Origin of the sequence: Flaviflexus salsibiostraticola (genome assembly GCF_003952265.1) — a bacterium.
In the GTDB taxonomy this organism is placed as follows: domain Bacteria; phylum Actinomycetota; class Actinomycetes; order Actinomycetales; family Actinomycetaceae; genus Flaviflexus; species Flaviflexus salsibiostraticola.
The window spans coordinates 1841638-1865078 of sequence record NZ_CP034438.1 but is presented as its reverse complement, the minus strand read 5'-3'; the positions used below and the strand labels follow the sequence as shown (position 1 = coordinate 1865078).

The window sequence follows — 23441 nt, the reverse complement described above, 5'->3', positions numbered from 1 at the left end:
CGCGCTCGCCGAAGTATCGCTCACGGTCGAGCCGGGTGAGTCTCTCGCCATCATGGGCCCCTCCGGCTCCGGCAAGTCGACCCTCCTCCACGTGCTCTCCGGGATCCTGCGCCCCGACTCCGGCACCGTGTGGTTGGGCGATACGGACGTGACAGGCCTGCGGGACCACGAGAGGTCCCGCCTGCGCAGGGAGCGCTTCGGCTTCGTCTTCCAGGACGGTCAGCTCGTCGACGAGCTGAGCGCGGCGGAGAACGTGGCCTTCCCCCTCCTCCTGGCCGGCTGGAAGCGGTCGAAGGCGCTCCGTGAGGCCTCCCGGTGGCTCGAGCGGCTCGGCCTGTCGGGAATGGAGTCAAGGAAGCCGGGCGAGATGTCGGGCGGTCAGGCGCAGCGCGTCGCCATCGCCCGCTCCCTCGTCCACCGGCCCGCCGTCGTCTTCGCGGACGAGCCGACCGGCGCTCTCGATCAGGCGACCGGGCATGAGGTCATGCAGATCCTCACGACGGTCTGCCAGATGTCGGGCGCGACGCTCATCGTCGTCACGCACGACATGGAGGTCGCGAAGTGGTGCAACCGGCTGGTCGAGATCAGGGATGCGGTCGTCCACGACGATCGGAAGCTGGGTGTCGGCCGATGATCGCGCTCTCCACGCGCCTCGCGCTCTCACGGATCAAGACCAACAGTTCGGGCCTCGACCTGCTCGCCATCACCGCCTTCGCGGTGACAACGATGCTTGCTCTCACGGTGGCCGGCGGCACGAGCATGTTCGTCGACCGGTTCGACAGCCCGCCGCAGGCGCTCTTTGATATGACGAGCGACAACAGGTACAGCTACTGGAGTGCTGAGGAATTCGCCCAGACCTACGTGTTCCTGGCCGCAACGGCCTGCGCGATCCTCGTCGTGCCGATCTTCGGCCTGGGCGGGGGCGCGGCCCGCCTCGGCGCGTCCGGCCGAGCACGCCGGCTCGCCTCCCTCCGCCTCATCGGCATGACCGGCGGCGAGGTCGTCCTCATGTCCGTCATCGAATCGGTTGTTCTCACGCTCGCCGGCGCAGCACTGGGCGCGGTGCTCTACCTCTCCAGCCTGCCGCTGTGGCAGTTCGTGTCCTTCCATAACGAGCCGATTGCGACGTCGGAGATGATCGCCCCCTGGTGGGTCATTGCCGCGGTCATGGTCTTCATCGTCCTTCTGTCCGCCCTGTCGACCGCGATCGGGCTTCAGCAGGTCGTCATCAGCCCCCTCGGAGTCGCCCGCCGGGAGACGCCCAAGGCGCTGCAGTTCTGGCGGGTCATCGCCTTCATCGGTGCCGTCGCGGTCTTCATCGTCGCCTCTCGCACATTCAACCTCCGAGAATCCGATGCTCTTCTCATCGCGGCGATCTCCGGCATGCTTCTCCTCATCCTCTTCACCGTCAACCTCATCGGCCCCTGGATCATCCAGCTCGTCGCACGGCCCTTCACCCGTACGTCGAGCCCGTCGACGCTACTGGCCACGAGGAGACTGGTCGCGCAGCCGCGCGAGGCATGGCGCAATATCTCCGCGCTCGCCTTCATCGGCTTCATCGCCGCGTTTGTCTCGGGGATGCCGAAGGTTCCCGATGATCCGATCTACAACCTGCAGATCACGGACGTGGGCACGGGAGCCACGATCACGCTCCTCATCGGTCTCATCGTCGCCGCCACCTCGACCCTCATCAACCAGGCGTCGTTCACGGTCGACCGAGCGGACCAGACCGTCGCCCTCACGAGAATGGGGACCCCGCGCAGGGTGCTCAACCGCGCCCGTCACCGGCAGGTGCTCCTCCCCCTCATCGTCACCCTCGGGATCGTCATCCCCCTCGGCTTCCTTACTCTCTATGCCATGGTCGCGAACACCCCGGACTTCAGTATGGAGATGAGCGGGATTCCGACACTCGTCGGCGCCATCGCCGCCGGCTTCGTCCTGTGCCTCGCCGCGGCGAGCGCCTCACAGCCGATCGAGACGAAGATCCTCACCTCGGACTACCGGCGCAACGACTGAACAATCAGCGCATCGACCGTTGGGACGTCCGGTGAGTATCCGATCGGGATCCGTTGGGAAACTGATCGGGATCGGATCAAGATCAGCGAGGGGTGCCCGCGACAGAGCGGACACCCCTCGTCGCGGTCCTCGCGTAGAACCTGCCGAGGGTCTCTTCTTTGAGCTCGTCGAAGGAGCCGTCGATGATCGATCGGCGGATCGAGTCAACCAGCTGGACCGTGTAGTACTCGTTGTGGATCGTGGCGAGGGTCGAGGAGATCATCTCCTTCGCCTTGAACGTGTGGTGGAGGTAGGCCTTCGTGTAGTGCGTGCACGTGTAGCAGCCGCAGCCCTCGACGAGCGGCGTGAAGTTCCGCCTGAACTCGGAGCGGGTGATGTTGAACCGGCCGTCGGGTGAGTAGATGGCGGCGTTGCGGGCCACGCGGGACGGGTTGACGCAGTCGAAGGTGTCGGCCCCCGCCTCAACTGCGGCGAACAGATCATCCGGCTCGGAGATGCCGAGCAGGTGGCGGGCCCTATTCTCGGGCAGCTCCTCGCTCACCCATCCGACGATCGTGCCGAGGTTTTCCTTCTCGAGGGCTCCGCCGATGCCGAAGCCGTCGAAGGACTGCCCATCGATCTCCATCGAGCCGAGGTCCCGTGCGGCCTGCCTGCGGAGGTCCTCGTATTGAGCGCCCTGGATGACACCGAAGAGCTGCTGATAGGGCTTGTCGGCCCGCTCCTCGGTCAGCTGCCGATGGGCAATGAGGCAGCGCTCCGCCCACAGCCGCGTCCGCTCGAGCGCCTCGACCTGGTAGGCGCGCGAGTTGAGCAGAGTGGTGAGCTCGTCGAAGGCGAAGATGATGTCGGCTCCGAGTTCGTGCTGGATCCTCATCGACACCTCGGCGGTGAAGCGGTGCTTCGTCCCGTCGAGGTGGGAGCGGAACGTCACGCCATCATCGTCGACGTGGGCACGGCGGATCTTGTTCTCCGCGACCTCGAGGTCGGACCCGTCCCGGCCCTTCTGCCCCGTCCCGGCGAACTGCTCCGACAGGACCTTCTGGTACCCGGTGCCGAGGCTCATGACCTGGAATCCGCCCGAGTCCGTGAAGGTCGGGCCGGGCCAGTTCATGAACCGGCCCAGGCCACCCGCGGCGTCGACGATGTCGGAGCCGGGCTGGAGGAACAGGTGGTAGGCGTTGGCGAGCACGGCCTGAGCCCCGAGATCCTTGACCGTCTCGGGCAGGACGGCCTTGACGGTCGCCTTCGTGCCGACGGGGATGAAGGCAGGGGTCTCAACGGTGCCGTGCGGGGTGGTCATGGTCCCGGTGCGGCCGAGGCCGTCCAAGCGGGCTCCGACAGTGAAGGTCACGCGATCTCCTGGTAGGCGGGTTCGTTCTGTTTGACGAGGGCGACGACACGGTAGGTGAGCGGCAGCAGGACGAATTCGACGGCGACCTTGTAGACGTAGCCGACGATCATGAGGTTGAGGATCGTGCCGACCGGCATGACACCGGCCCACGCGACGGTGCAGAAGATCGCCGTGTCTGCGGCGGTGCCGGCCACGGTCGATCCGAGGAGGCGCACCCAGAGGTTCCCCTCGCCGTAGCGCTCCTTGATCTTGACGAGCACCCAGGCGTTGATGAGCTGGCCGACGGCGTAGGCGATGACCGAGGCGGCGACGATCCGGGGCACGAAGCCGAGTACGGCCTCGAACGCCGCCTGGTTCTCATAATCGGCTGCGGGGGGTGCGATCTGGACGAGGTAGAAGACGGCGGAGGCGAGGATGGAGACTGCCATACCGAGCAGGATCGCCCGCCTCGCCGGCTTGAACCCGTACACCTCGGAGATGACGTCGCCGAGGATGTAGGTGAGCGGGAAGAGAATCGCGCCGCCGTCGAAGACAAGGCTCCATTCGAGGACATCGATCTCGATGAGCTTCGTCGCGGCGATGTTCGACAGGAGGAGGAACGAAACGAAGAGGACGACGATGAGGTCGTAGTGGCTCCGGCGGACGGGGGCGAAACGGGCAGACATGAACACCTCTGGAAGACGATTGCAGAAATGATCCGGCGCTGCCACCACCGAGATCCGCGCATCGCGCGTGGAGCGGATCGCTCCGCTCCGACAGATAGTGTAGCGGACTACGACTCCATGCGATCCAGGTGACGGATCGCCCATTCCCTCATGATGTCGAGGGAGGGACCGAGCTCCTCACCCGAGGGCGTGAGGGCGTACGTGATCGTCCCGTTCTCCTCCGTGCGTTCGACGACGCCGATGGCGACGAGCTCCTTAAGGCGAGCGGAGAGCATGCGGCGCGAGACGTCGAGGACCCGGGAGAGCTCGTTGAAGTGGGCGGGCCGCTGCCGGAGGGTATCGACGATCGGCCCCATCCAGCGCTTGCCGAGGATGAAGTGGATCTCCTCGAGCTTCCTGCATTTCTCCAGGGGGATGTCCATGCCCCCCTTCTCACGACCATCCCGTGTCTCCATGGCACAAGCCTAGGCACGGGAGAACGCGTGACATTGGGACTAGTTGTAGTTCCCAGTGAGGTTGTGAACACGGTCTGAGGGAGTCTGTCCTCCGATTCCGGTGTGGGGTCGGTGATGATTGTAGTGGTGGAGCCAGGTGCTGTACGTTGCGGCCCTGGCTCCGTCGCTTTCGTACATCTGGGCGTAGGCCCACTCGGTGGCGAGGGTGCGGTTGAAACGTTCAACTTTCCCGTTGGTCTGGGGCCGATACGGACGAGTTCGACGATGTTTCACATCAGGTCCGAGCGCGGCTGCGAACGTTCGAGAGCGGTAACAAGACCCGTTATCGGTCATCACCGCCGCAACGGTCACTCCGGCCTGGGCGAAGAACATGCGCGCTCGGTGCCAGAACGCGGCGGCTGTTTCTTTCTTCTCGTCGGCAAGGATCTCGGAGTAGGCCAGACGCGAGTAGTCATCGACCGCGTGATGCAGAAACGCGTACCCGACGCCATGGCGACGGTTACGCTTGCCGTTGGCGCGTCCGAGCATGCGATGTCCACCACCGTCAGGGATACGGCCGAGCTTCTTGATGTCGACATGCACAAGCTCGCCCGGACGCTGTTTCTCGTAGCGCACAGGGCGAGGCTTACGGACGGGCAGCCCGGTTGCTTGATCCAGATGTGCCAGCAGAGGCATCCGGTACCGGGCAAGGACGCGTTCGACCGTGGACCGCGGGATGCCCAGGTGGTAGCTGATCCGGTGCGGTCCCCACCGGCGGGTGAACCGCAGGCTGATGATGCGGTGCTCGCGCCGCTCCGCAAGCCTCATGGGTGAGTGATGCGGGCGCGAGGAACGATCCACGAGAGGTTCACCCGCGCGGTATCGGGACGCCCATTTCGATGCGGTGGCAGGTGAGACCTGGAATCGCTCCGCTGCGCGTCGGATCGACCATCCCTGATCGACGATCAGAGAAGCCAGGCGCTGCCTGCCCACAGGGGTCAATGGTGCGTTAGCGTGGGACATGAAGACCTCCGGTTACTGGATGCGAGTGTGGTAACCCACATCCTGGCTTATAGGACATTTCGTGTTGCTGGGATCCGGGTTTTTCGTTGTGGTGGCGCGGTTTTCGGTGCTCGGAGTCGGTTTGGCCTGAGTTCTTGGTTGGACATTTCGTGTTGCTGGAAGACCCATTTTTGCCTGGTGTGATGCGGAAAGGTCGGTGTCGGAGTCGGTTTGAATTGAGGGATGGGCAATCCTTCATGCGGCTTGTGCGGCCGGGTCATGATCCGTCACGGCAAAACCGCCTCAGGCCGACAACGTTTCCGATGCAAGGCCTGCTCGGCCACAGGCACAAGACGACTCGACACGCGGGCCCGTGATTTCGCTGCGTTCTTGAGGTTTGTCACCGGCACGGGCACCTACCTCGACCTGCCCGGAGGTGGACGGCAGGCCCGACGACGATTCGCCCCGTTCTGGAGCCTGTGGCCGTTATCGCCACTGGTGGACGAGGTTCACCCGGTCGTGTTCGTGGACGCGATCTATCTGCACCGGCGGGCCGCGATCCTGATCGCGTGCACGCCCACGCACGTAGTGGGCTGGTACGTGGCCCGCACCGAGCGCACGGACGCGTGGGCGGCACTGTTCTCCCGGATTGCCGCCCCTGATGTGGTCGTGTGCGACGGGGGCAGCGGCATTGTCTCGGCCCTTGCCCAGCAGTGGCCCACCACCCACGTTCAGCGCTGCACGTTCCACGCGTTCAGCGTGGTCAAGCGCTACACCACCAGCCGGCCGCGTACCCAGGCCGGAGTGGAGCTCTATGAGCTCGCCAGGGGCCTGTTGGCGATCCGCACCCGCGAGGAATCCCTGGCCTGGCTGGTCGAGCTCACGGCGTGGAACGCCCGGTGGAAGGGCTTCCTCGCGCAGAAGACGCGTCTGCCCGACGGCAGCTATGTCAACACCCATGACCGGCTCGTGCGAGCGAAGAACTCGCTGAACACTCTCGCCCGGCGTGGCACCCTGTTCACCTACCTGCGCGAGGACCTCGCGGGCCTGGATGTGCCCGCGACGACGAATCGGATCGAAGGGCTCAACAGTCGTATCCGTGACCTGCTGCGCCACCACCGCGGAATGGGACTGACCCACCAGATCAAGTCCGTGTGCTGGTGGCTGTACGCACGCACCGAATATCCCTTGACGCCAGCGCAGATCCTTACCGCCACGCCAACCGATCAGCAGATCACTGCGCTGTTCACCGCCGCAGATCACCGAGCCCATGCCCAACACGAGATCAACCGGTGGGGCACTGCCGTCAACTGGACCGACCTCCACCACAGCAGCCCCTTCCAACAGGACTACTGACCCCGAACCTCCAACCCCACCAGCAACACGTTATGTCCTATAAGCCCACATCCTGCCGGAGGTCTTCATCTAACTCGAGCGTTCACAACCTCCCGAGGAACTACAACTAGTGTCTTGAATCTGTCCCAAATATTAGGATAATCACGACGATTCGGACGGGATGCTCACCTCGGCGCTCGAGCCGTCCACGGTGACCGGCACCGTATCTCCGTCGGCCTCGATCGTCACGACGAAACTCGGGCCCCCGTCGAGGTCGACCTGGGCCGAGATGACCCTCCCGGGGTAGGCGTTCGCCGCCGCGTCGATCGCATCCGCGAGGGTGACAACGGTCGATTCAACGAACGCCTCCACATCATCGTCGGCATCCCCGAGCCTGTTGATGATGATCCCCGTGCCGACGACCGTGACCTCGGCGAGGCGCCCATCGGTGAGGACCTTGACCGTATAGGCGTCGAGCCGAGCCTCGACGCCGACCGCGCTCCCGTCGACCACGGACTCGGCCCGCTCGATCACCGAGAAGATCTCTGTGTTCGCAGGACCGGGCGAGGTGTCGATTTCGGCGGTGGCGGAGGGGGGAATATACGGGTCGTCTGTAGTCGCACAGCCCGCGACCGACAGCACCAGCGCTGCCGCAGCCCACCTCTTCCACATACCGTTCATCTAATCAGAGTTGACTGATAATTGCCGGAATCCCTCCCGAATCCTTGTCACTCGACATAACCGGTGAAGTGGCGCCGCGCGGGCTTCTCACCTCGAGCCGCCCGCCACCCCGCGTACTCGATCCGCCCGTTCGACCGCTCCGCGGCGAACTGGACGGTGCCGGGCAGCGACACCGGGGCCTCGAACTCAACGAACCACTCGCGCGGACCGTCATTGCCGATACCGGTCGCGGAGTAGGCCCGCGAGGCGGAATACATCCCGTGGACGATGGGCCGGGGGAAGCCGAAGGGCTTGGCGGTGAGCTTCGTCAGGTGAATCGGATTCGCGTCGCCCGAAACCTTCGCGTAGCGCCGGCCGGCGTCCGCACCGAGACGCCACTGGGCCGTGGCGGGCCCGGGAACGAACTCCTCGCGCTCAGGCCGCTCGGGGCGCGGTCCGCCGAGGTCCGACCCGCGGACGAGGTAGCCGGCCGTGTCGACCAGCACCTCCTCGCCGCCGACGAGGACGCGGATGACGGACTCGAGGACGGTGCCCGCATAGTGCGGCTTCGGGTTCCCGATCGAGGCGATCATCTCCATCTCCTCGCCGAGCTCGATGCCGCGGGTCTGGGTGACGTGGTTCGTCAAATGGATCATGCCGAGCAGCGGCAGCGGGAAGTCCTTCTGCACGAGAAGCGACATGGTGAGCGGGAATCCGAGGACGTGGACGTAGCCCGGGTGGAGGTGGTCCGTCACCGTGTCGCCCACAAGGTGGACGAAGTCGGCATGCGTCGCCGCATCCGCGGCCACGACCGCACGGGCCTCGGTACCGGGAAGCTCTCCTGACCTGCTCGGGCGCACCTTCATTCTCGCCGCTTGAAGTGCGGCCGCTCCGAAGGTCCTGCCGAAGGACGGCAGCTCATCGTGGTTGATCATGGTCACCGTCCCACGAGATTCTGACCGCACACGCGCAGCGTCTGGCCGAGGCAGCCACCGGCGGGAAGGCTGGACAGGAACGAGACGGTCTCGGCGACGTCGACCGGCAGACCGCCCTGCTTGAGCGAGTTGGACCGACGGAAGATCTCCCGCTGCACGGGCGGGATCCTGTGCGTCATGTCCGTCTCGATGAAGCCGGGGGCGACAGCATTGGCGGTGCCGCCGCGCTCCGCGAGGATCGGGGCGAGGGCGGCGACCATGCCCATGACGGCGGACTTCGAGTAGGCATAGTTCGCCTGACCCGCGTTGCCCGCAATCCCCGAGGTCGAGGCGAGCGACACGAGTCTGAACTCCTCGCCCACTCGGTCCGAATCGAGCAGGGTGTCGTTGATGCGGAGCTGTGCCGCGATGTTGACGTCGATGACGGAGTTCCAGCGCTCCTCATCCATATTGACGTAGTACTTGTCGCGGGTGATGCCGGCGTTGTGGACGAGGACGTGAAGGACGAGGTCCCTCTTCGTCAGCTCGTCGACGATGCGACGACCGGCATCGGCGGCCGTGATGTCCATCTGGATCGGGATTGCACCGATCTCGTTCGCCAGGTCCGCGAGCGCACTGCCGGCGGCCGGCACATCGAGGATGATGACCTTCGCGCCGTCGCGAACGAGTGTGCGCGCGATCGATGCGCCGATCCCGCGCGCGGCACCGGTCACGAGGGCCGTCCTGCCCTCGAGAGGGGCCTCCCACCGGGCAGGAAGGCCGCCTCCCGGGGCCGAGACGCGCAGCGTCTGGCCGGAGACGAAGGCTGACTTCGCGGCGAGGAGGAAGCGCAGCGCACCGATCACCGAGGACTCGGTGAGAGCGACGCCGTCATCGACGACAATGCCGTTCGCTGTCGTCCCTTTCCGGGCCTCCTTCGCGAGGGTGCGGACGAAGCCCTCAACGCCGGCCCGGGCCGCGTTGACCGCCGGCTCCGGGCTGTCGGCCGTGCGGGAGATGGTGACGATCCGGCCGCCCACCCTCATCTTCTTGTACGCGGCGGGCAGGCCGCGGAGGATGCTTGAGGTATCTGTCGGGGTCGCGATCTCGTCGAGCACGACGACGATCGTGCCGATCCTGTCGAGATCGTCGCCGTGCCTGCGCACGTCCCCATCCCACGCGAGGAGCTGCTCGGCGATCCTCTCCGTCTCATCGGACGTGCCGAGGACGAGGACGGGGCCGAGGATCGGCTCTGCCCTGTCCTCGTACCGCGGCAGATCGGTCGGCTGGGGCAGGCCGGTCTTACCGGCGATGAACCGGCCGGGGGCGGATCGGACGAATGTCGTGTAGTCGAGCTTCATGATTGCCTTTCATCGAGCCGATTCGAGGAGGGCGACGGTGCCCTGACCGCCGGCGGCGCAGATCGAGATGAGGCCGAGCTTGCCGGGGCCGGCCTCGTACAGGGTCTTCGCGAGGGTGGCGACAATGCGTCCGCCCGTCGCGGCGAAGGGGTGCCCCGCGGCGAGCGACGATCCGTAGACGTTGAGGCGGTCCCGCGGGACGGTGCCGAAGGCGCCCTCGAGCCCGAGCTCATTCCTGCCGAACTCCTCGTCCTCCCAGGCCTTGAGGATCATGACAACGGTGGCGGCGAAGGCCTCGTGGATCTCGACGAAGTCCATATCCTCGAGTGTGAGGCCGTTGCGGGCCAGCATCTCCGGCGCGGCGTAGGCGGGCGCCGACAGCAGGTCGGCTCCGGACGTGAAGTCGACCGAGCGGGTGTGGACATCGCGGATGTAGGCGAGGGGCTGGTGGCCGTGCCTCTCCGCCCACTCCTCGGAAGCGATGAGGACGGTCGAGGCGCCATCGGACAGCGGTGTCGAGTTGCCGGCCGTCATCGTCCCCTCGGGGCCGCCGAAGGCGGGCTTGAGGGAGGCGAGCTTCTCCATGGTCGACTCGCGGAGGTTCTCGTCACGCGCGAGGCCCTGGTAGCCGGTCATGAGGTCATCGAAGAACCCCTTCTCGTAGGCCGCGGCGAGCCGCCTGTGGGACTCGAAGGCGATCTCGTCCTGCTCCTCGCGGGTGACGTTCCAGCGCTCCGTCGACAGGGCCTGGTGCTGGCCCATGTTGAGGCCCGTGCGCACCTCGGCCGCCGAGGGCGCAGAGGGCTTGAGATGGCTGGGGCGGATCGCCGCGAGCGCCTTGAGCCTGTCCTTCGTCGTGCGCGCCGAGTTCGCCCTGTGGAGGATGGCGCGCAGATCGCCGCTCACCTCGATCGGTGCGTCTGACGTCGAGTCGACTCCGCCGCCGATGCCGACCTCGATCTGGCCGAGGGCGATCTTGTTGGCGACGAGCGCAACGCCGTCGAGGCCCGTCGCGCAGGCGCGCTGCAGGTCGATGGCGGGCGTGCGCGAGTCGAGAGCGGATCCGAGGACGGCCTCACGGGTGAGGTTGAAATCCTTGGCATGCTTGAGCACTGCGCCGGCGGCGACATCGCCGAGCAGCTCCCCCTGGAGGGAGAATCGGGCGACCAGCCCGTCCAGGGCGGCGGTCAGCATGTCCTGGTTGCTGACGTTCCGATAGGCTTTGCCTGCGCGCGCGAAGGGGATTCTGTTGCCGCCCAGGATGGCCGCTCTGCGAGGATGATTCACGAGTTCTCCGATCAAGATGACAAGGTATGCAGAACCGAGAGTATCTGATACCGTCGGTTTTGTGAACCCCACCACTTCGACTGACAGGCGGACTACGCGCTGGGCTGATCACCGCGAACAGCGGCGAGCCGAGCTCATCCATGTTGCCCGCCGGCTCATCCACACGGATGGTCCCGATGTGACGATGGCGGCGATCGCCGCCGCCAGCGGCACGTCGAAGTCGATCGTCTACCGGTATTTCCAGGACAAGGACGAGCTCAAGCAGGCATTGGGCGAGTCGATCCTGTCCCGCATGCGGGACAGGCTGGAGGCGGGGGTTCGGGCCGGGTCGACGCCCGAGGAGTCGATCTGCACGATGGTGCGGATGTATGTCGACGCGGCAGCCAGTTCAGTCAACGTCTACCACTTCGTCACCCAGCCCTCCGAGGGACTGTCGCAGTTCCTCGATGACTGCGCCCGACTCGTCGCTGAGTCGATGGCGGGCAGGCTCCCCGCCGACCGGCTCGATGCCTGGTCTGCCGGAGTCATCGGATTCGTCAACGCCGCCTTCCGGTCGTGGATGGATTCAGACAGAACCATGAGCAGAGAACAGATCACCGACTTCATCCTCACTTCGATCCTTTCGGGAGTCCCCCATGACGACAACGATTCCCCCGGTACCCTCCGGGGAGACCTCTGACGGCGCAGACCTCGCGGCCAACTCGGCCGGACCGATCGCCGCCGACCACGTCAACGCATCCCCCGCCGAATCCCACCTCCACGTCGACGACATCCACCACATCGACGTCCCCGGACTCACCCAGATCCTCGACGGTCGCTGGGCCCACATGCGGGCCTGGGGCAGGGAGATCTCGGCCGACCCGGCATTCGCCCGGCCGATCGATATGCCGCGCGAGGAGCACAGGGAGCTCACACTCGCCAGGCTCAAGGAGCTCGCCAAGCGGAACTGGTCTGCGCAGATGCTGCCCGGGTCCCTCGGCGGGATGAACGACCCGGGCGGCAATCTCGCAGCCTTCGAGGAGCTCGTCGCCAGCGATCCGTCCCTCCAGATCAAGGCAGGCGTCCAGTTCGGACTGTTCGCCTCGGCCATTCTTCATCTCGGCACCGAGGAGCACCACTCCCGCTGGCTGGCGAAGACGATGAGCCTCGAGATCCCCGGCATCTACGCCATGACGGAGATCGGGCACGGCTCAGACGTGTCGGCCGTCGGCACGACGGCCGTCTACGACGAGGAGGCGGAGGAGTTCGTCATCACGACGCCCTTCCGCGCCGCGACGAAGGAGTATCTCGGCAACGCCGCCCTCCACGGCCACGCGGCCGTCGTCTTTGCCCAGCTCATCACCCGCGGCGTCAACCACGGCGTCCACTGCTTCTTCGTGCCCATCCGGGAGGACGGGAAGGTCCTCCCCGGCATCACCATCGAGGACGACGGGGAGAAGGGCGGCCTCAATGGCATCGACAACGGCCGGATCGCATTCGACCACGTCCGTGTGCCGCGCACGAATCTCCTCAACCGCTACGGGGACGTCGCGGCCGACGGCACCTACTCCTCCCCCATCCCCTCCCCGGGCCGGCGCTTCTTCACGATGCTGACCACCCTCGTCCAGGGCCGCGTCTCGCTGTCGGGGGCCGCGATCAGCGCCGCCGAGCTCGCCCTCGGCATCGCCATCACCTACGGCAGCCAGCGCCGACAGTTCGCGGACTTCACGGGCGTCAACGAGGTTGTCCTGCTCGACTACCAGCTCCACCAGCACCGTCTGTTCCCGCTCCTCGCGAGGACCTACGCGGCCGCCTTCGCGCAGGAGGATCTGCTGCACGCCTACCACGAGGTGTTCAGCGGCGAGGGCGACACCGACGAGAACCGCGAGGACCTCGAGACGATGGCGGCGGCGCTCAAGCCCAACTCCACATGGCTGGCCCTCGAGACCATCCAGACGGCCCGCGAGGCCTGCGGCGGGGCCGGGTACATGGCAGAGAACCGCCTCGTCGGCCTTCACGACGACCTCGACGTGTACGCAACCTTTGAGGGTGACAACCACGTGCTCCTCCAGCTGGTCGGCAAGCGCCTCCTCGGCGAGTACGCGAAGTCGCTCAAGGGGATGGACGCGGGCGACGTCACGAAGTTCATCGCCTCCCGCGCCGAGGCGTTCTCGACCCGCCACACCCCGTGGCGTCGCCTGCTTCAGTCGGCTGCGGACCTCGGTTCCGTCCGCCGTACAGCGGCCTCGCTGCGCGACCCGGAGCTGCAGCTTGAGCTCCTGTCGACCCGGGCCGAATCCATGGTCGAGGAGCTCAGCCTCAACCTCCGCCAGGCCCCGAACATGCCGAAGGAGGATGCTGCCGCGCTCGTCAACTCCCACCAGCTCGAGCTCATCGAGGCCGCGAAGGCCCACGTCGACCTCATCCTCCTCACCGCGTTCAACCAAGGCCTGGAGAAGATTGGGGACGATGCGACGAAGGCCGTCCTCGTTCGACTGCGCGACCTGTTCGCGCTGACCACGATCGAGGAGAACCTCTCCTGGTACGTCATCAACGGGCACCTGTCGCTCGGCAGGGCGCGCACTCTGCGGGACTACATCAACCGGCTGCTGACGAAGATCCGCCCGCACGCGCTCGACCTTGTCGCCGCATTCGGATACACGCAGGAGCACTGGCGTGCCCCGATCTCGTCCGGACTCGAGGCCGAGCGGCAGGCCCAGGCGGCGGAGTACTACCGCCGGCACCGCGCCTCGAACGAGGCCCCGATCGACGAGAAGATCCTCTACAAGAGGGACCTCGCGGAGAAGGCCGCCAGCAGGGCCGACTGAGAGGCGATCGCCGGTATCCAGCCCCGGCGATCGCTCCGGTTCACCGTCGTTTCGCGGCGGTGGTTCGTGGTGCCCTGCAACGGCGGACCCGTTCGTCCGAGGAGCAGGCGAGCGCGCGAACGAACCTCCCCGGTCTCCTCTCCTTTCGCACTCATGTCCTTTCGCACGCATTGGAGCGCCCCGGCGATCGTCCGGCATAAGATCAAGGGAGTCGACCGGAGGCGATATGAGCACATTCATCTTCATCTCTCCCGATTTCCCGCAGATCAATGTCAACCTGTGCGAACATCTCGCTCTCGCAGGAGTGCGGGTGATCGGGATCGGTGACGCGGATGCCGCGGGGCTGGACCGGCGCCTGGTCCATCACCTGCACGACTACCGCCAGGTCCATACCCTCGATGACTACGACGCGGTCTACCGGGCCGTCGCCTACTTCGCCCACAGGCACGGCAAGCCGGATCACCTTGATTCGAACAACAGCCACTGGCTGAGCCAGGATGCGAGGCTGCGCAGGGATTTCAACATCAGCGGCATCACCTGGAGCGCCTCGGACAGCGATTCCCTCGAGGCCGTCGCCGAGGCGGGCCTGCCGGTCGGCGACTCGGCCGGTCAGGTCTACTCCTGGGATGCGATCATCGGCCACGACAGGACCGTCCTCTTCGAGGGGGTGACCGCGTGGCCGCTGATCTCCGCGAGCGAGTACGCGTATCGAACCGTCGTGCCGCTGCCGCCGGCCGTCGTCCGGCTCGGCCGCCAGGCCGCCGAGGCGCTCCGCGCTCGGCTCACCTTCCTCCACGTCCAGGTCGCGTTCCCGCCAGGTGCTGAGCCGCGGATCATCCGCGTGTCCCGCAGCGCGCCGCCCGCCTTCACGCTCGACATGTACAACTACGCGGGGGACATCGACACGTACCAGATCTACGCCGCGGAGGTCGCCCGCCAAGACGTGCGCCTGTCGGTTGGGCCGACGTCTCCCCCGCCGAAGGAGCAGATCGCCATCTACGTGTCGCGCCGTGATGGGGTCAGCTATCGGCACCGTCCTCAGGATCTCGCCGAACGATGGGGTGATCGCATTCGCCTCGTGGCCCGCAACCCCGAGCAGTACCGGCGTGGGATGGGCGATGCGTTCTACATCGCCGTCGTGTCCGATGACGACGAGGCGGACCGCTTCACCGCGGATGTCGTTATGCGCGGCTGACGCGGCCCTCGAAGGGATAGACGGTCAGTGCGCCGCCGAATGGCGGTGACGCGGCGAGAATCGCGCCGCTCCACGTGAAGTCCTGCAGCCCCCGCATCATCCCCAGCACCTCATCCCGCGCATCCGCGCCGACCGGCTCCGGAACCCGCGCCAATGCGGCCGCAAGATTCGGCTCGCGATCCGGCTTCACTGCGGCAAGAGCGGCGAACTCGGGGATCGTCTCGAGCGGGCCCGTCAGCCGGTCACCGCGCCAGTAACCGCGCACCGTCCACGCGACAGTCCCGCCGAACTCCGAAAGATCAGGGAGCCAGCCCGGCCTCGTCGAGGCCGGGCTACTGTGCGGGGCGCGGGCGGGGCCGTCCCCCACGATCGCGAGTCGATCCTCTGAGAATCCGATGAGCCGGGCCCACGAGGACCCGTCGCGGACGCTGAGTCCGCGCTCGTCGAAGCCGAACCGTCGCTCGGCGAGCGGGACCTGGCGGGCGGCCTCCGCCATCGCCGCCGTCGCCCATCCCCGGAGCAGGGCGGTGTTGCGCGCGATGACCTGCCGCTCCATGTCCCCTCGCCGCGGCGTCACGGCCAGCGGGCCGTCGACCGGCCCCACGGGCCGATCCTGCTCAGGGAGGAGGCTTCTCCAGAGCAGGTCGACACGGGCCCGGGCCTTCGATATGCGCTCCCCAGTGACGGGATGGAGGCGGACGTGGGTGGCGGAGGCGCGCAGGGACCCCGCGAGCCTCTCGGGACTGTTCGTGATGGCAGGGGACGTCAGGGCATTCCACAGCGCGACGGAGAGCGCGGGAATATCGGCGTCCGCCCGCACGTCCGGCTCGTCGGAGGGAAGGATCTCCCCCAGGTGGGCGATCGTCGCCCCATCGGATAGCGCGGAGCGGACAACTGTCCTGATCCCGTCTGTCAGCCACGGGCGCGCGATGTCGACGACCGGCAGGACACCGTCGTGCTCGAGAACCCTCCGTCCGTCGGAGACCTCCCACGCGGTCGGGCTCCCCCACGCGACGAGCCCGGGGCGCAGCATCATGTCGTACCGCTCCTGGACCCACAGGGGTGCCGTATCGACATGGGCCCACGGGTCGGCGTCGGAGGAGCCCGCGACCAGGAGCCAGCGGGCGCTGCCGTCAGCGGTGCAGTGATGGAGGCGGATGGGCCTGTTCGGAAGCTCGACTCCGTCGCACGGTGGCTCGCCGCCATAGAGGCTCGACACGGTGCTCATGATGCCGAGGCGCGCCACAAGAGCGCGGAAGTCATCGACGATGGTCTCGTCGATGAGCCTCCGCTCGACGGTCCCTGCACGGCGCATGTCCCTCACTGTGCGGGATGGAGATGAACGCAGTATGACGTGCGTGTGAGGAGTCTGCTGACGTCCGGTGAAGGGTGGGCGCGCTGAGGGCCGCGTGCGCCGCAGAACGTGCCGCTAGATGTAGTTCCTCGGGAGGTTGTGAACGCTCGAGTTAGATGAAGACCTCCGGCAGGATGTGGGTTACCACACTCGCATCCAGTAACCGGAGGTCTTCATGTCCCACGCTAACGCACCATTGACCCCTGTGGGCAGGCAGCGCCTGGCTTCTCTGATCGTCGATCAGGGATGGTCGATCCGACGCGCAGCGGAGCGATTCCAGGTCTCACCTGCCACCGCATCGAAATGGGCGTCCCGATACCGCGCGGGTGAACCTCTCGTGGATCGTTCCTCGCGCCCGCATCACTCACCCATGAGGCTTGCGGAGCGGCGCGAGCACCGCATCATCAGCCTGCGGTTCACCCGCCGGTGGGGACCGCACCGGATCAGCTACCACCTGGGCATCCCGCGGTCCACGGTCGAACGCGTCCTTGCCCGGTACCGGATGCCTCTGCTGGCACATCTGGATCAAGCAACCGGGCTGCCCGTCCGTAAGCCTCGCCCTGTGCGCTACGAGAAACAGCGTCCGGGCGAGCTTGTGCATGTCGACATCAAGAAGCTCGGCCGTATCCCTGACGGTGGTGGACATCGCATGCTCGGACGCGCCAACGGCAAGCGTAACCGTCGCCATGGCGTCGGGTACGCGTTTCTGCATCACGCGGTCGATGACTACTCGCGTCTGGCCTACTCCGAGATCCTTGCCGACGAGAAGAAAGAAACAGCCGCCGCGTTCTGGCACCGAGCGCGCATGTTCTTCGCCCAGGCCGGAGTGACCGTTGCGGCGGTGATGACCGATAACGGGTCTTGTTACCGCTCTCGAACGTTCGCAGCCGCGCTCGGACCTGATGTGAAACATCGTCGAACTCGTCCGTATCGGCCCCAGACCAACGGGAAAGTTGAACGTTTCAACCGCACCCTCGCCACCGAGTGGGCCTACGCCCAGATGTACGAAAGCGACGGAGCCAGGGCCGCAACGTACAGCACCTGGCTCCACCACTACAATCATCACCGACCCCACACCGGAATCGGAGGACAGACTCCCTCAGACCGTGTTCACAACCTCACTGGGAACTACAGCTAGACTGGCGCCATGAGCGAGAGCGTCAGGGTCGATGTGTGGCTGTGGGCCGTGCGCCAGCTGAAGACGCGCACGATGGCGACGAGCGCCTGCAGGGCGGGTCACGTCCGAGTCAATGGCAGCCCTGTTAAGGCGAGCCACAAGATCAAGGTCGGCGATGAGGTGCGGCTGCGAATCGAGGGGATGGACCGGATCCTCGAGGTCACGAAGCTCATCCTCAAGAGGACGAGTGCGCCGCTCGCGCAGGAGTGCTACATCAACCACACGCCGGAGCGGCCACGCGTCTTCATCCCGCCCGTCTTCTCTCGGGATCGCGGCACCGGCCGCCCGACGAAGAAGGAGCGCCGCGAGCTCGACCGGCTGCGCGGCATCGAGGCGAACTGGGGTCGGCTCGACGAGGAGTGACAGATGAGGTCGAGGCACCGGGCCCAGGACTCTCGATTCCTGCCTCGTCCACATCCGGTGCCGTCGTCACCTCCTGAAAAACACTGGTGTCATTCACCGGTCCCCACACCGTCCACAGCTGTATCCACAGCGGAACGCCTCACATCCACAGGAAAACCGGCACTTTTCCACGACTCTTCGACACTTATCCACAGTTCTCTCGACTATCTCCACAGACTTCTCAGGTGCCTGCGTAGTAGTCTCTGGTCATGCGAGAACTCCAGGCGAAGATCATTGAAGAACTCGGCGTCAAGGCGACGATCGACCCTCAGGAGGAGATCGAGCGGCGTGTCGGGTTCCTGACCGACTACCTCATCGCCGCCAACGCCAAGGGCTACGTGCTCGGCATCTCCGGCGGAGTCGACTCGACCCTCGGGGGCAGGCTCGGGCAGCTCGCGGCAGAGCGGGCCCGCGAGCAGGGACTGTCGACCGAGTTCTTCGCCGTTCGACTCCCCCATCATGTTCAGGCCGATGAGCACCACGCCCAGGCGGCTCTTGATTTCGTCGACCCCGACCGTCGCATGACCTTCAATATCGGCCCCGCCGTCGACGCATTCGAGAAGGAGCATGATCTCGCCACCGACAGGCGCATGTCCGACTTCAACAAGGGCAATGCCAAGGCCCGCCTGCGGATGATGGCCCAGTACGCGATTGCCGGCGACTTGGGGCTTCTCGTCATCGGCACGGATCACGCGGCGGAGTCGGTCACGGGCTTCTTCACAAAGTATGGCGATGGCGGGGCGGACGTCCTGCCGCTCGCCGGTCTCACCAAGCGTCAGGTCCGCCTCCTGACGAAGGAGCTCGGCGGGCCGGAGGAGCTGTGGAACAAGGTCCCGACAGCCGACCTGCTCGATGATGATCCGGGCCGCACCGACGAGGACGAGCTCGGTCTCGCCTACGACGACATCGACGATTACCTCGAGGGTAAGGAGGTCGCCACAGCGGCCGCCGAGCGGATCGAGTGGTATTTCAACCGCTCCCGCCACAAGCGGCGCATGCCGGCCGACGTGTCCGACACGTGGTGGAGGTGACCTGCTGAGTGAGGCGCCGCATTCCATCCGGACCGGCGGCGTGACTCAGGTAACGTTGATCCTGTATCAGGTCATTCAAAGGCGAGGGCAGGATCAATGGCAACCGTTGCAATAGTAGGAACATTCGATACCAAAGGGCGGGAATTCGACTTCTGTCGGGACCTGTTCGACAGGCAGGGCGTCCAGACGCTCATGATCCACGCGGGCACTCGCCCCGCGACCATACCCGTCGATATCGATGGGTCCGACGTCGCCAGGGCCGGCGGCGCCGACCTCGGCGAGCTCACCGAGGATCGAGGACGCGCGATGGCGGCGATGACGCTCGGCGTCACGTCGATCGTCTCCACCCTCTACGCGGAGGGGAGTATCGACGGTGTCTTCTCCCTCGGCGGCTCCGGCGGAACCGCGCTCGCAACTGCCGGCATGAGGACACTGCCGGTTGGGGTCCCGAAAGTCATGGTCTCGACCATGGCGGGCGGCACGGTCTCCGAATATGTCGGCACGTCCGATATCGTCATGATCCCCTCGATCGTCGATGTGCAGGGTCTCAACTCGATCCTCCAGACCATTCTGAGGAACGCGGTCGGCGCCATGGTCGGCATGCTCGCCGTCGAGCGTGGCCACGATGCCGATGCCAAGCCCCACATTGCGGCCACAATGTTCGGCGTGACCACACCCTGCGTCAGCCGGGCGCAGGAGTATCTTGAGGACCGCGGCTACGAGGTCGTCGTCTTCCACGCGACCGGGGCCGGGGGCAAGTCGATGGAGCAGCTGATCCGCGACGGCTACTTCGTCGGGGTCCTCGATATCACCGCAACCGAGTGGTGCGATGAGCTGTTCGGCGGCATCCTCGCAGCCGGTCCTCATCGCCACGAAGCAGCGATCGATGCCAGAGTCCCCCAGGTCGTGTCGCTCGGCGCGCTCGACATGGTCAACTTCGGCAGCCCCGATACAGTTCCCGCACACTACCGGGGCCGCAACCTCTACCCTCACAACCCGCAGATCACCCTCATAAGGACGACGGCGGACGAGAACAGGCAGCTCGGGGAGAAGCTCGCCGAGAAGCTCAATCGGGCCACGCAGTCCACCGAGGTCTTCATCCCCCTCAAGGGCGTCTCCGCCATCGCAGTCGAGGGCGGCCCCTTCTATGACAGGAGGGCCGACGAGGCGCTGTTCGATGCTCTGGAGAAGGGCATCGACAACGAGCACGTCACCCTCCACCGGCTGGACACCGACATCAACGACCCCGTTTTCGCAGAGGCCGCAGCTCAGGCCCTCATTGATCTCATCGATACCTCGAAAGGAACCCACTGATGAACACCCTGACTCGTGACGAGGTCCTCGCCGGCTTCAAGGAGAAGGTCGCCCGCAACGAGGTCCTTCTCGGCGTCGGCGCCGGGACCGGTATCACCGCGAAGTTCTCCGAGGCCGGCGGAGCCGACCTCCTCATCATCTACAACTCGGGCCGATTCAGGATGGCGGGACGGGGATCCCTTTCGGGTCTCATGCCCTATGGGGACGCGAACGCGATCGTTGTCGAGATGGGCTCCGAGGTCCTGCCCGTCGTCGAGCACACGCCGGTCCTCGCGGGGGTCTGCGGCACGGATCCGTTCCGGATCATGCCGAACTTCCTCCGCGACCTCAAGGCGCAGGGCTTCTCCGGCGTCCAGAACTTTCCGACCGTCGGCCTCATCGATGGCGTGTTCCGCCAGAACCTCGAGGAGACCGGCATGGGCTACGGCCTTGAGGTCGAGATGATCCGGGAGGCCCACAGCCTCGGAATGCTCACGTGCCCCTACGTCTTCACGCCGGACGACGCGCGGGCAATGGCCGATGCTGGTGCCGATATCCTCGTCGCGCACATGGGACTGACGACGAAGGGCACGATCGGCGCTCAGACCGCCCTCACCCTCGACGACTCCATCGAGAGGATCCGCGACATCATTGCCGCCGGCCGCGAGGTCAACCCCGACATTCTCGTCATCTGCCATGGCGGCCCCATCGCCGAGCCCGAGGATGCCGCCTACGTCATCAAGGCTCTGCCCGAGCTCGCAGGCTTCTTCGGAGCCTCATCGATCGAGCGCTTCGCCGCCGAGCGCGGCATCAAGTCCCAGACCGAGGCGTTCAAGGCGATCACCCGCTGATCACCCGCTCGGAGGTCAAGATAGTGGAATGCCCCCGATGTCGGGGGCATTCCACTATCGACGTCGGCAGCGATCAGGCGTGCTCGTCCTCGGAGGAGCTGTCGGGCTGGACCGTCCACTCGGGCGGAACATCGACACCGTTCTCCTCGTCGCGCTCGGAGTCCTCGGCGGTCTTGTGAATGATGCCCTGGGCGTGGTGGACGGGGGCGTAGATCGTGTAGAGGCGCAGCGGCTCATCACCCGTGTTGATGACGTCGTGCCACTTGCCGGCAGGAACCTGGATCGACCAGCCGTCGGAGACGGCCTGCTCGAAGTCAAGATCGTCCTCGGAGTCCCCCATGACGCACTTACCCTCGCCCGCGTCGATACGGAGGAACTGGTCGGTGTCGGGGTGCTTCTCAAGTCCAATGGAGCTGCCGGGCTCGATGGACATGAGGGTGACCTGGAGGTACTTGCCGGTCCAGACCGTCGTTCTGTAGTTCTCGTTCTTCCGCGTCGCCGTCTCGATATCGAAAGCGTGCGGCTTAGGGCCAATATCCTCGATCGTCATCATTAACCTTCCTCACAGTGGATGAGACCAGTCTATCGGGCACGGTGATCGCGGGCACGCCATGCGCGAGGATCTGTGCGGGCAGCGATATCGACCGTGCGGGGCATGACCATCGAGCGAGTCCACGTCTGCTCGACTAGCGACTCCACCACGATCCCCACCGCAACGAAAAGAGAGACGGCGACCGATGGTCGCCGTCTCTGCTGGTGCGCAAGGGGGGAGTTGAACCCCCACGCCCTCTCGGGCACACGGACCTGAACCGTGCGCGTCTGCCTATTCCGCCACTTGCGCGCGCTGCTTCCAGCCTGCCCAGTCTAGCGTGCGCCGGTCCCTCCCTCAAAGCCGACCTACTGTGACGACGCCTACGTGCCAGCGTCCCCAGGGGCATGGTTGCCCCACCCGCACCCCGCTCCTCGCGCGCCGACCCGCGCTGGCAGTAGAATCAGGCATCAGAGCGGTAGGGTCAGGTACGGGAGAACCTCGCGGAACTCCTGTCGCCGGACCGGCGGACGCGAGTCTCCACTACCGTGTGGGCAGCTCAAACGGCCGACTGTCTCTGGAAGGAGATGAAACGTGGGTGTCTTCGGCAAGTTCGAACGCGGCATCGAGAATGCCGTCAACTCCGTCTTCGGTCGAGCATTCAAGTCCGAGATCAAGCCGGTCGAGATCGCCTCGGCGATCAACCGCGCGATGGACGAGGGCGCCGCCGTCTACTCCCGCTCACGGACGATATCCCCCAACGTCTTCACGGTGACTCTCTCGCCGGATGACTACGCCCGGCTTGACCAGTGGGGCCGTGAATCAATCGCCGACGAACTCATCGATCACGCCATTAAGTATGCGACATCGCAGGGATACACCTTCTTGGGACCACTCACGGTCTCGTTCACCTCCAATGAGGAGGCGGGCACCGGAACTGTCCGCGTCGACTCCCAGACCGTGCGAGGAGCTGTTGCACCCGTGACCACATCCGCCCCCTCCCCTGCCAACCCGATCATCGATGTTCAGGGCCAGCGCTATCTGTTGACAGGGCCGGTGACGATCATCGGCCGAGGCTCCGACGCCGACATCGTCGTCGACGACACGGGGGTCTCCCGGCACCACCTCGAGCTGCGGGTGACCCCGCGCGGAGTCATCGCCACGGACCTCAATTCGACCAACGGCAGCTTCGTCGAGGGGCATCGCATCACGGCCGCCACACTCGTCGACGGCAATACGATCACGATCGGTCGGACCAGGATCATGTTCTGGACCAATCCGGAGACCTACGCATGAGCGATCTGGTCCTCACAATCCTCCACATCGCGTTCCTCGTCCTGCTGTGGGTCTTCGTGCTTGCCGTCATGGCGACCCTGCGTCGCGATATCTACGGCATCAAGGCCCGCGGCCGGCAGACCGCCGCGGCGGCGCCCGTGTCGTACGCGCGTCCCCGGAAGTCCGCCGCCCCCAAGCCGCAGCGCGGCGTGCCGACGAAGATCGTCGTGTCGGCCGGGCCGCTCGCTGGGACGACAGTACCGCTCGGTGCCTCGTCGATCATCGTCGGACGCTCACCCGATTCCGCACTGGTTCTCGATGATTCCTATTCGTCCGCCAGGCACGCCCGCTTCTTCCACTCAGAGGGCCAGTGGTATGTCGAAGACCTCCAGTCGACGAACGGCACCTTTGTCCACGGTCAGCGCATCGACCAGCCGACGCCTGTGAAACCGGGCGACAGCGTGACGGTCGGTCAGACGTCGATGACGATGCAGCGGTAGGG

General features: G+C 65.8%; 22 protein-coding genes, 1 tRNA gene and 1 pseudogene. 13 read left to right on the top strand and 11 right to left on the bottom strand.

What is annotated here, in order from left to right; genetic code table 11:
- Window positions 1-4: 4 nt before the first annotated feature.
- Window positions 5-634 (top strand): annotated as a pseudogene (locus EJO69_RS08605) (ABC transporter ATP-binding protein); the annotation flags it as partial.
- Complete coding sequence (locus EJO69_RS08600) at window positions 631-2016, top strand: FtsX-like permease family protein (RefSeq protein WP_126041027.1); 1386 nt, start codon at window positions 631-633, stop codon at window positions 2014-2016. The pseudogene EJO69_RS08605 and the gene EJO69_RS08600, both read left to right, overlap by 4 nt.
- 82 nt (window positions 2017-2098) lie before the next feature.
- On the opposite strand, the gene tgt is transcribed toward EJO69_RS08600, so the two are convergent.
- From tgt to EJO69_RS08580, 4 genes are all read right to left on the bottom strand, one after another.
- A complete protein-coding gene (gene tgt / locus EJO69_RS08595) occupies window positions 2099-3316 on the bottom strand; it encodes a tRNA guanosine(34) transglycosylase Tgt (protein WP_425454745.1) in 1218 nt (405 codons plus the stop codon).
- A 47-nt stretch (window positions 3317-3363) separates the two neighbouring features.
- Entirely contained in the window at window positions 3364-4032 is a 669-nt protein-coding gene (locus EJO69_RS08590; RefSeq protein WP_126041024.1) for a queuosine precursor transporter, read from the bottom strand.
- A gap of 107 nt (window positions 4033-4139) precedes the next feature.
- Entirely contained in the window at window positions 4140-4487 is a 348-nt protein-coding gene (locus EJO69_RS08585) for a winged helix-turn-helix transcriptional regulator (protein ID WP_211331401.1), read from the bottom strand.
- A gap of 39 nt (window positions 4488-4526) precedes the next feature.
- Window positions 4527-5489, bottom strand: a complete 963-nt coding sequence (locus EJO69_RS08580) for an IS481 family transposase (protein WP_126037940.1) — start codon at window positions 5487-5489, stop codon at window positions 4527-4529.
- Between the two features lie 222 nt (window positions 5490-5711).
- Here EJO69_RS08580 and EJO69_RS08575 point away from each other — a divergent pair, with 222 nt between their 5' ends.
- Window positions 5712-6824, top strand: a complete 1113-nt coding sequence (locus EJO69_RS08575; RefSeq protein WP_126037883.1) for an IS1249 family transposase — start codon at window positions 5712-5714, stop codon at window positions 6822-6824.
- A gap of 141 nt (window positions 6825-6965) precedes the next feature.
- On the opposite strand, the gene EJO69_RS08570 is transcribed toward EJO69_RS08575, so the two are convergent.
- Genes EJO69_RS08570 through EJO69_RS08555 form a run of 4 tightly spaced genes read right to left on the bottom strand, consistent with a single transcriptional unit; the run spans window position 6966 to window position 11040 of the window.
- Window positions 6966-7484 (bottom strand): PepSY domain-containing protein, encoded by a 519-nt coding sequence (locus EJO69_RS08570; protein WP_126041022.1) that lies wholly within the window; start codon window positions 7482-7484, stop codon window positions 6966-6968.
- A 47-nt stretch (window positions 7485-7531) separates the two neighbouring features.
- Window positions 7532-8398, bottom strand: coding sequence for a MaoC/PaaZ C-terminal domain-containing protein (locus EJO69_RS08565; protein ID WP_126041020.1), 867 nt, complete (start codon window positions 8396-8398; stop codon window positions 7532-7534).
- Window positions 8399-8400: 2 nt separating this feature from the next.
- Complete coding sequence (locus EJO69_RS08560; protein ID WP_126041018.1) at window positions 8401-9738, bottom strand: 3-oxoacyl-ACP reductase; 1338 nt, start codon at window positions 9736-9738, stop codon at window positions 8401-8403.
- A gap of 9 nt (window positions 9739-9747) precedes the next feature.
- Complete coding sequence (locus EJO69_RS08555) at window positions 9748-11040, bottom strand: acetyl-CoA C-acetyltransferase (protein WP_211331400.1); 1293 nt, start codon at window positions 11038-11040, stop codon at window positions 9748-9750.
- A gap of 46 nt (window positions 11041-11086) precedes the next feature.
- Between EJO69_RS08555 and EJO69_RS08550 the strand changes: the two genes are divergently transcribed.
- The 3 genes from EJO69_RS08550 (at window position 11087) to EJO69_RS08540 (ending at window position 15027) form a co-directional block, all read left to right on the top strand.
- On the top strand, window positions 11087-11704 hold the full coding sequence (locus tag EJO69_RS08550) for a TetR/AcrR family transcriptional regulator (protein WP_164519917.1): 618 nt from the start codon (window positions 11087-11089) through the stop codon (window positions 11702-11704).
- Window positions 11661-13832 carry an acyl-CoA dehydrogenase family protein gene (locus EJO69_RS08545; RefSeq protein ID WP_126041014.1) on the top strand — a complete coding sequence of 724 codons (2172 nt, stop codon included), beginning with the start codon at window positions 11661-11663 and terminating at the stop codon, window positions 13830-13832. The genes EJO69_RS08550 and EJO69_RS08545 overlap by 44 nt, the downstream gene beginning before the upstream one ends.
- 226 nt (window positions 13833-14058) lie before the next feature.
- On the top strand, window positions 14059-15027 hold the full coding sequence (locus tag EJO69_RS08540) for a hypothetical protein (RefSeq protein WP_126041012.1): 969 nt from the start codon (window positions 14059-14061) through the stop codon (window positions 15025-15027).
- Here EJO69_RS08540 and EJO69_RS08535 read toward each other — a convergent pair.
- A complete protein-coding gene (locus EJO69_RS08535) occupies window positions 15014-16342 on the bottom strand; it encodes a hypothetical protein (protein ID WP_126041010.1) in 1329 nt (442 codons plus the stop codon). The two genes, EJO69_RS08540 and EJO69_RS08535, sit on opposite strands and share 14 nt — an antisense overlap.
- Window positions 16343-16556: 214 nt before the next feature.
- On the opposite strand from EJO69_RS08535, the gene EJO69_RS08530 reads away from it, so the two are divergent.
- From EJO69_RS08530 to EJO69_RS08510, 5 genes are all read left to right on the top strand, one after another.
- Window positions 16557-17519 carry an IS481 family transposase gene (locus EJO69_RS08530; RefSeq protein ID WP_126041008.1) on the top strand — a complete coding sequence of 321 codons (963 nt, stop codon included), beginning with the start codon at window positions 16557-16559 and terminating at the stop codon, window positions 17517-17519.
- A 9-nt stretch (window positions 17520-17528) separates the two neighbouring features.
- Window positions 17529-17921, top strand: coding sequence for an RNA-binding S4 domain-containing protein (locus EJO69_RS08525; RefSeq protein ID WP_126041006.1), 393 nt, complete (start codon window positions 17529-17531; stop codon window positions 17919-17921).
- A 248-nt stretch (window positions 17922-18169) separates the two neighbouring features.
- Window positions 18170-18991 carry an ammonia-dependent NAD(+) synthetase gene (nadE, locus tag EJO69_RS08520; protein ID WP_126041004.1) on the top strand — a complete coding sequence of 274 codons (822 nt, stop codon included), beginning with the start codon at window positions 18170-18172 and terminating at the stop codon, window positions 18989-18991.
- 96 nt (window positions 18992-19087) lie between these two features.
- A complete protein-coding gene (locus EJO69_RS08515) occupies window positions 19088-20305 on the top strand; it encodes a Tm-1-like ATP-binding domain-containing protein (protein ID WP_126041002.1) in 1218 nt (405 codons plus the stop codon).
- On the top strand, window positions 20305-21135 hold the full coding sequence (locus tag EJO69_RS08510) for a phosphoenolpyruvate hydrolase family protein (RefSeq protein WP_126041000.1): 831 nt from the start codon (window positions 20305-20307) through the stop codon (window positions 21133-21135). Before EJO69_RS08515 ends, EJO69_RS08510 begins: the two co-directional genes overlap by 1 nt.
- 73 nt (window positions 21136-21208) lie before the next feature.
- Here the strand turns inward: EJO69_RS08510 and EJO69_RS08505 are convergent, their stop codons facing one another.
- Both EJO69_RS08505 and EJO69_RS08500 read right to left on the bottom strand, forming a co-directional pair.
- A complete protein-coding gene (locus EJO69_RS08505) occupies window positions 21209-21688 on the bottom strand; it encodes a cupin domain-containing protein (RefSeq protein WP_211331399.1) in 480 nt (159 codons plus the stop codon).
- Between the two features lie 201 nt (window positions 21689-21889).
- A tRNA-Leu gene (locus EJO69_RS08500) sits at window positions 21890-21976 on the bottom strand.
- A 282-nt stretch (window positions 21977-22258) separates the two neighbouring features.
- Between EJO69_RS08500 and EJO69_RS08495 the strand changes: the two genes are divergently transcribed.
- Window positions 22259-22960, top strand: coding sequence for an FHA domain-containing protein (locus tag EJO69_RS08495; protein WP_126040998.1), 702 nt, complete (start codon window positions 22259-22261; stop codon window positions 22958-22960).
- Window positions 22957-23439 (top strand): FHA domain-containing protein FhaB/FipA, encoded by a 483-nt coding sequence (locus tag EJO69_RS08490; RefSeq protein WP_126040996.1) that lies wholly within the window; start codon window positions 22957-22959, stop codon window positions 23437-23439. Before EJO69_RS08495 ends, EJO69_RS08490 begins: the two co-directional genes overlap by 4 nt.
- Window positions 23440-23441 lie beyond the last annotated feature (2 nt).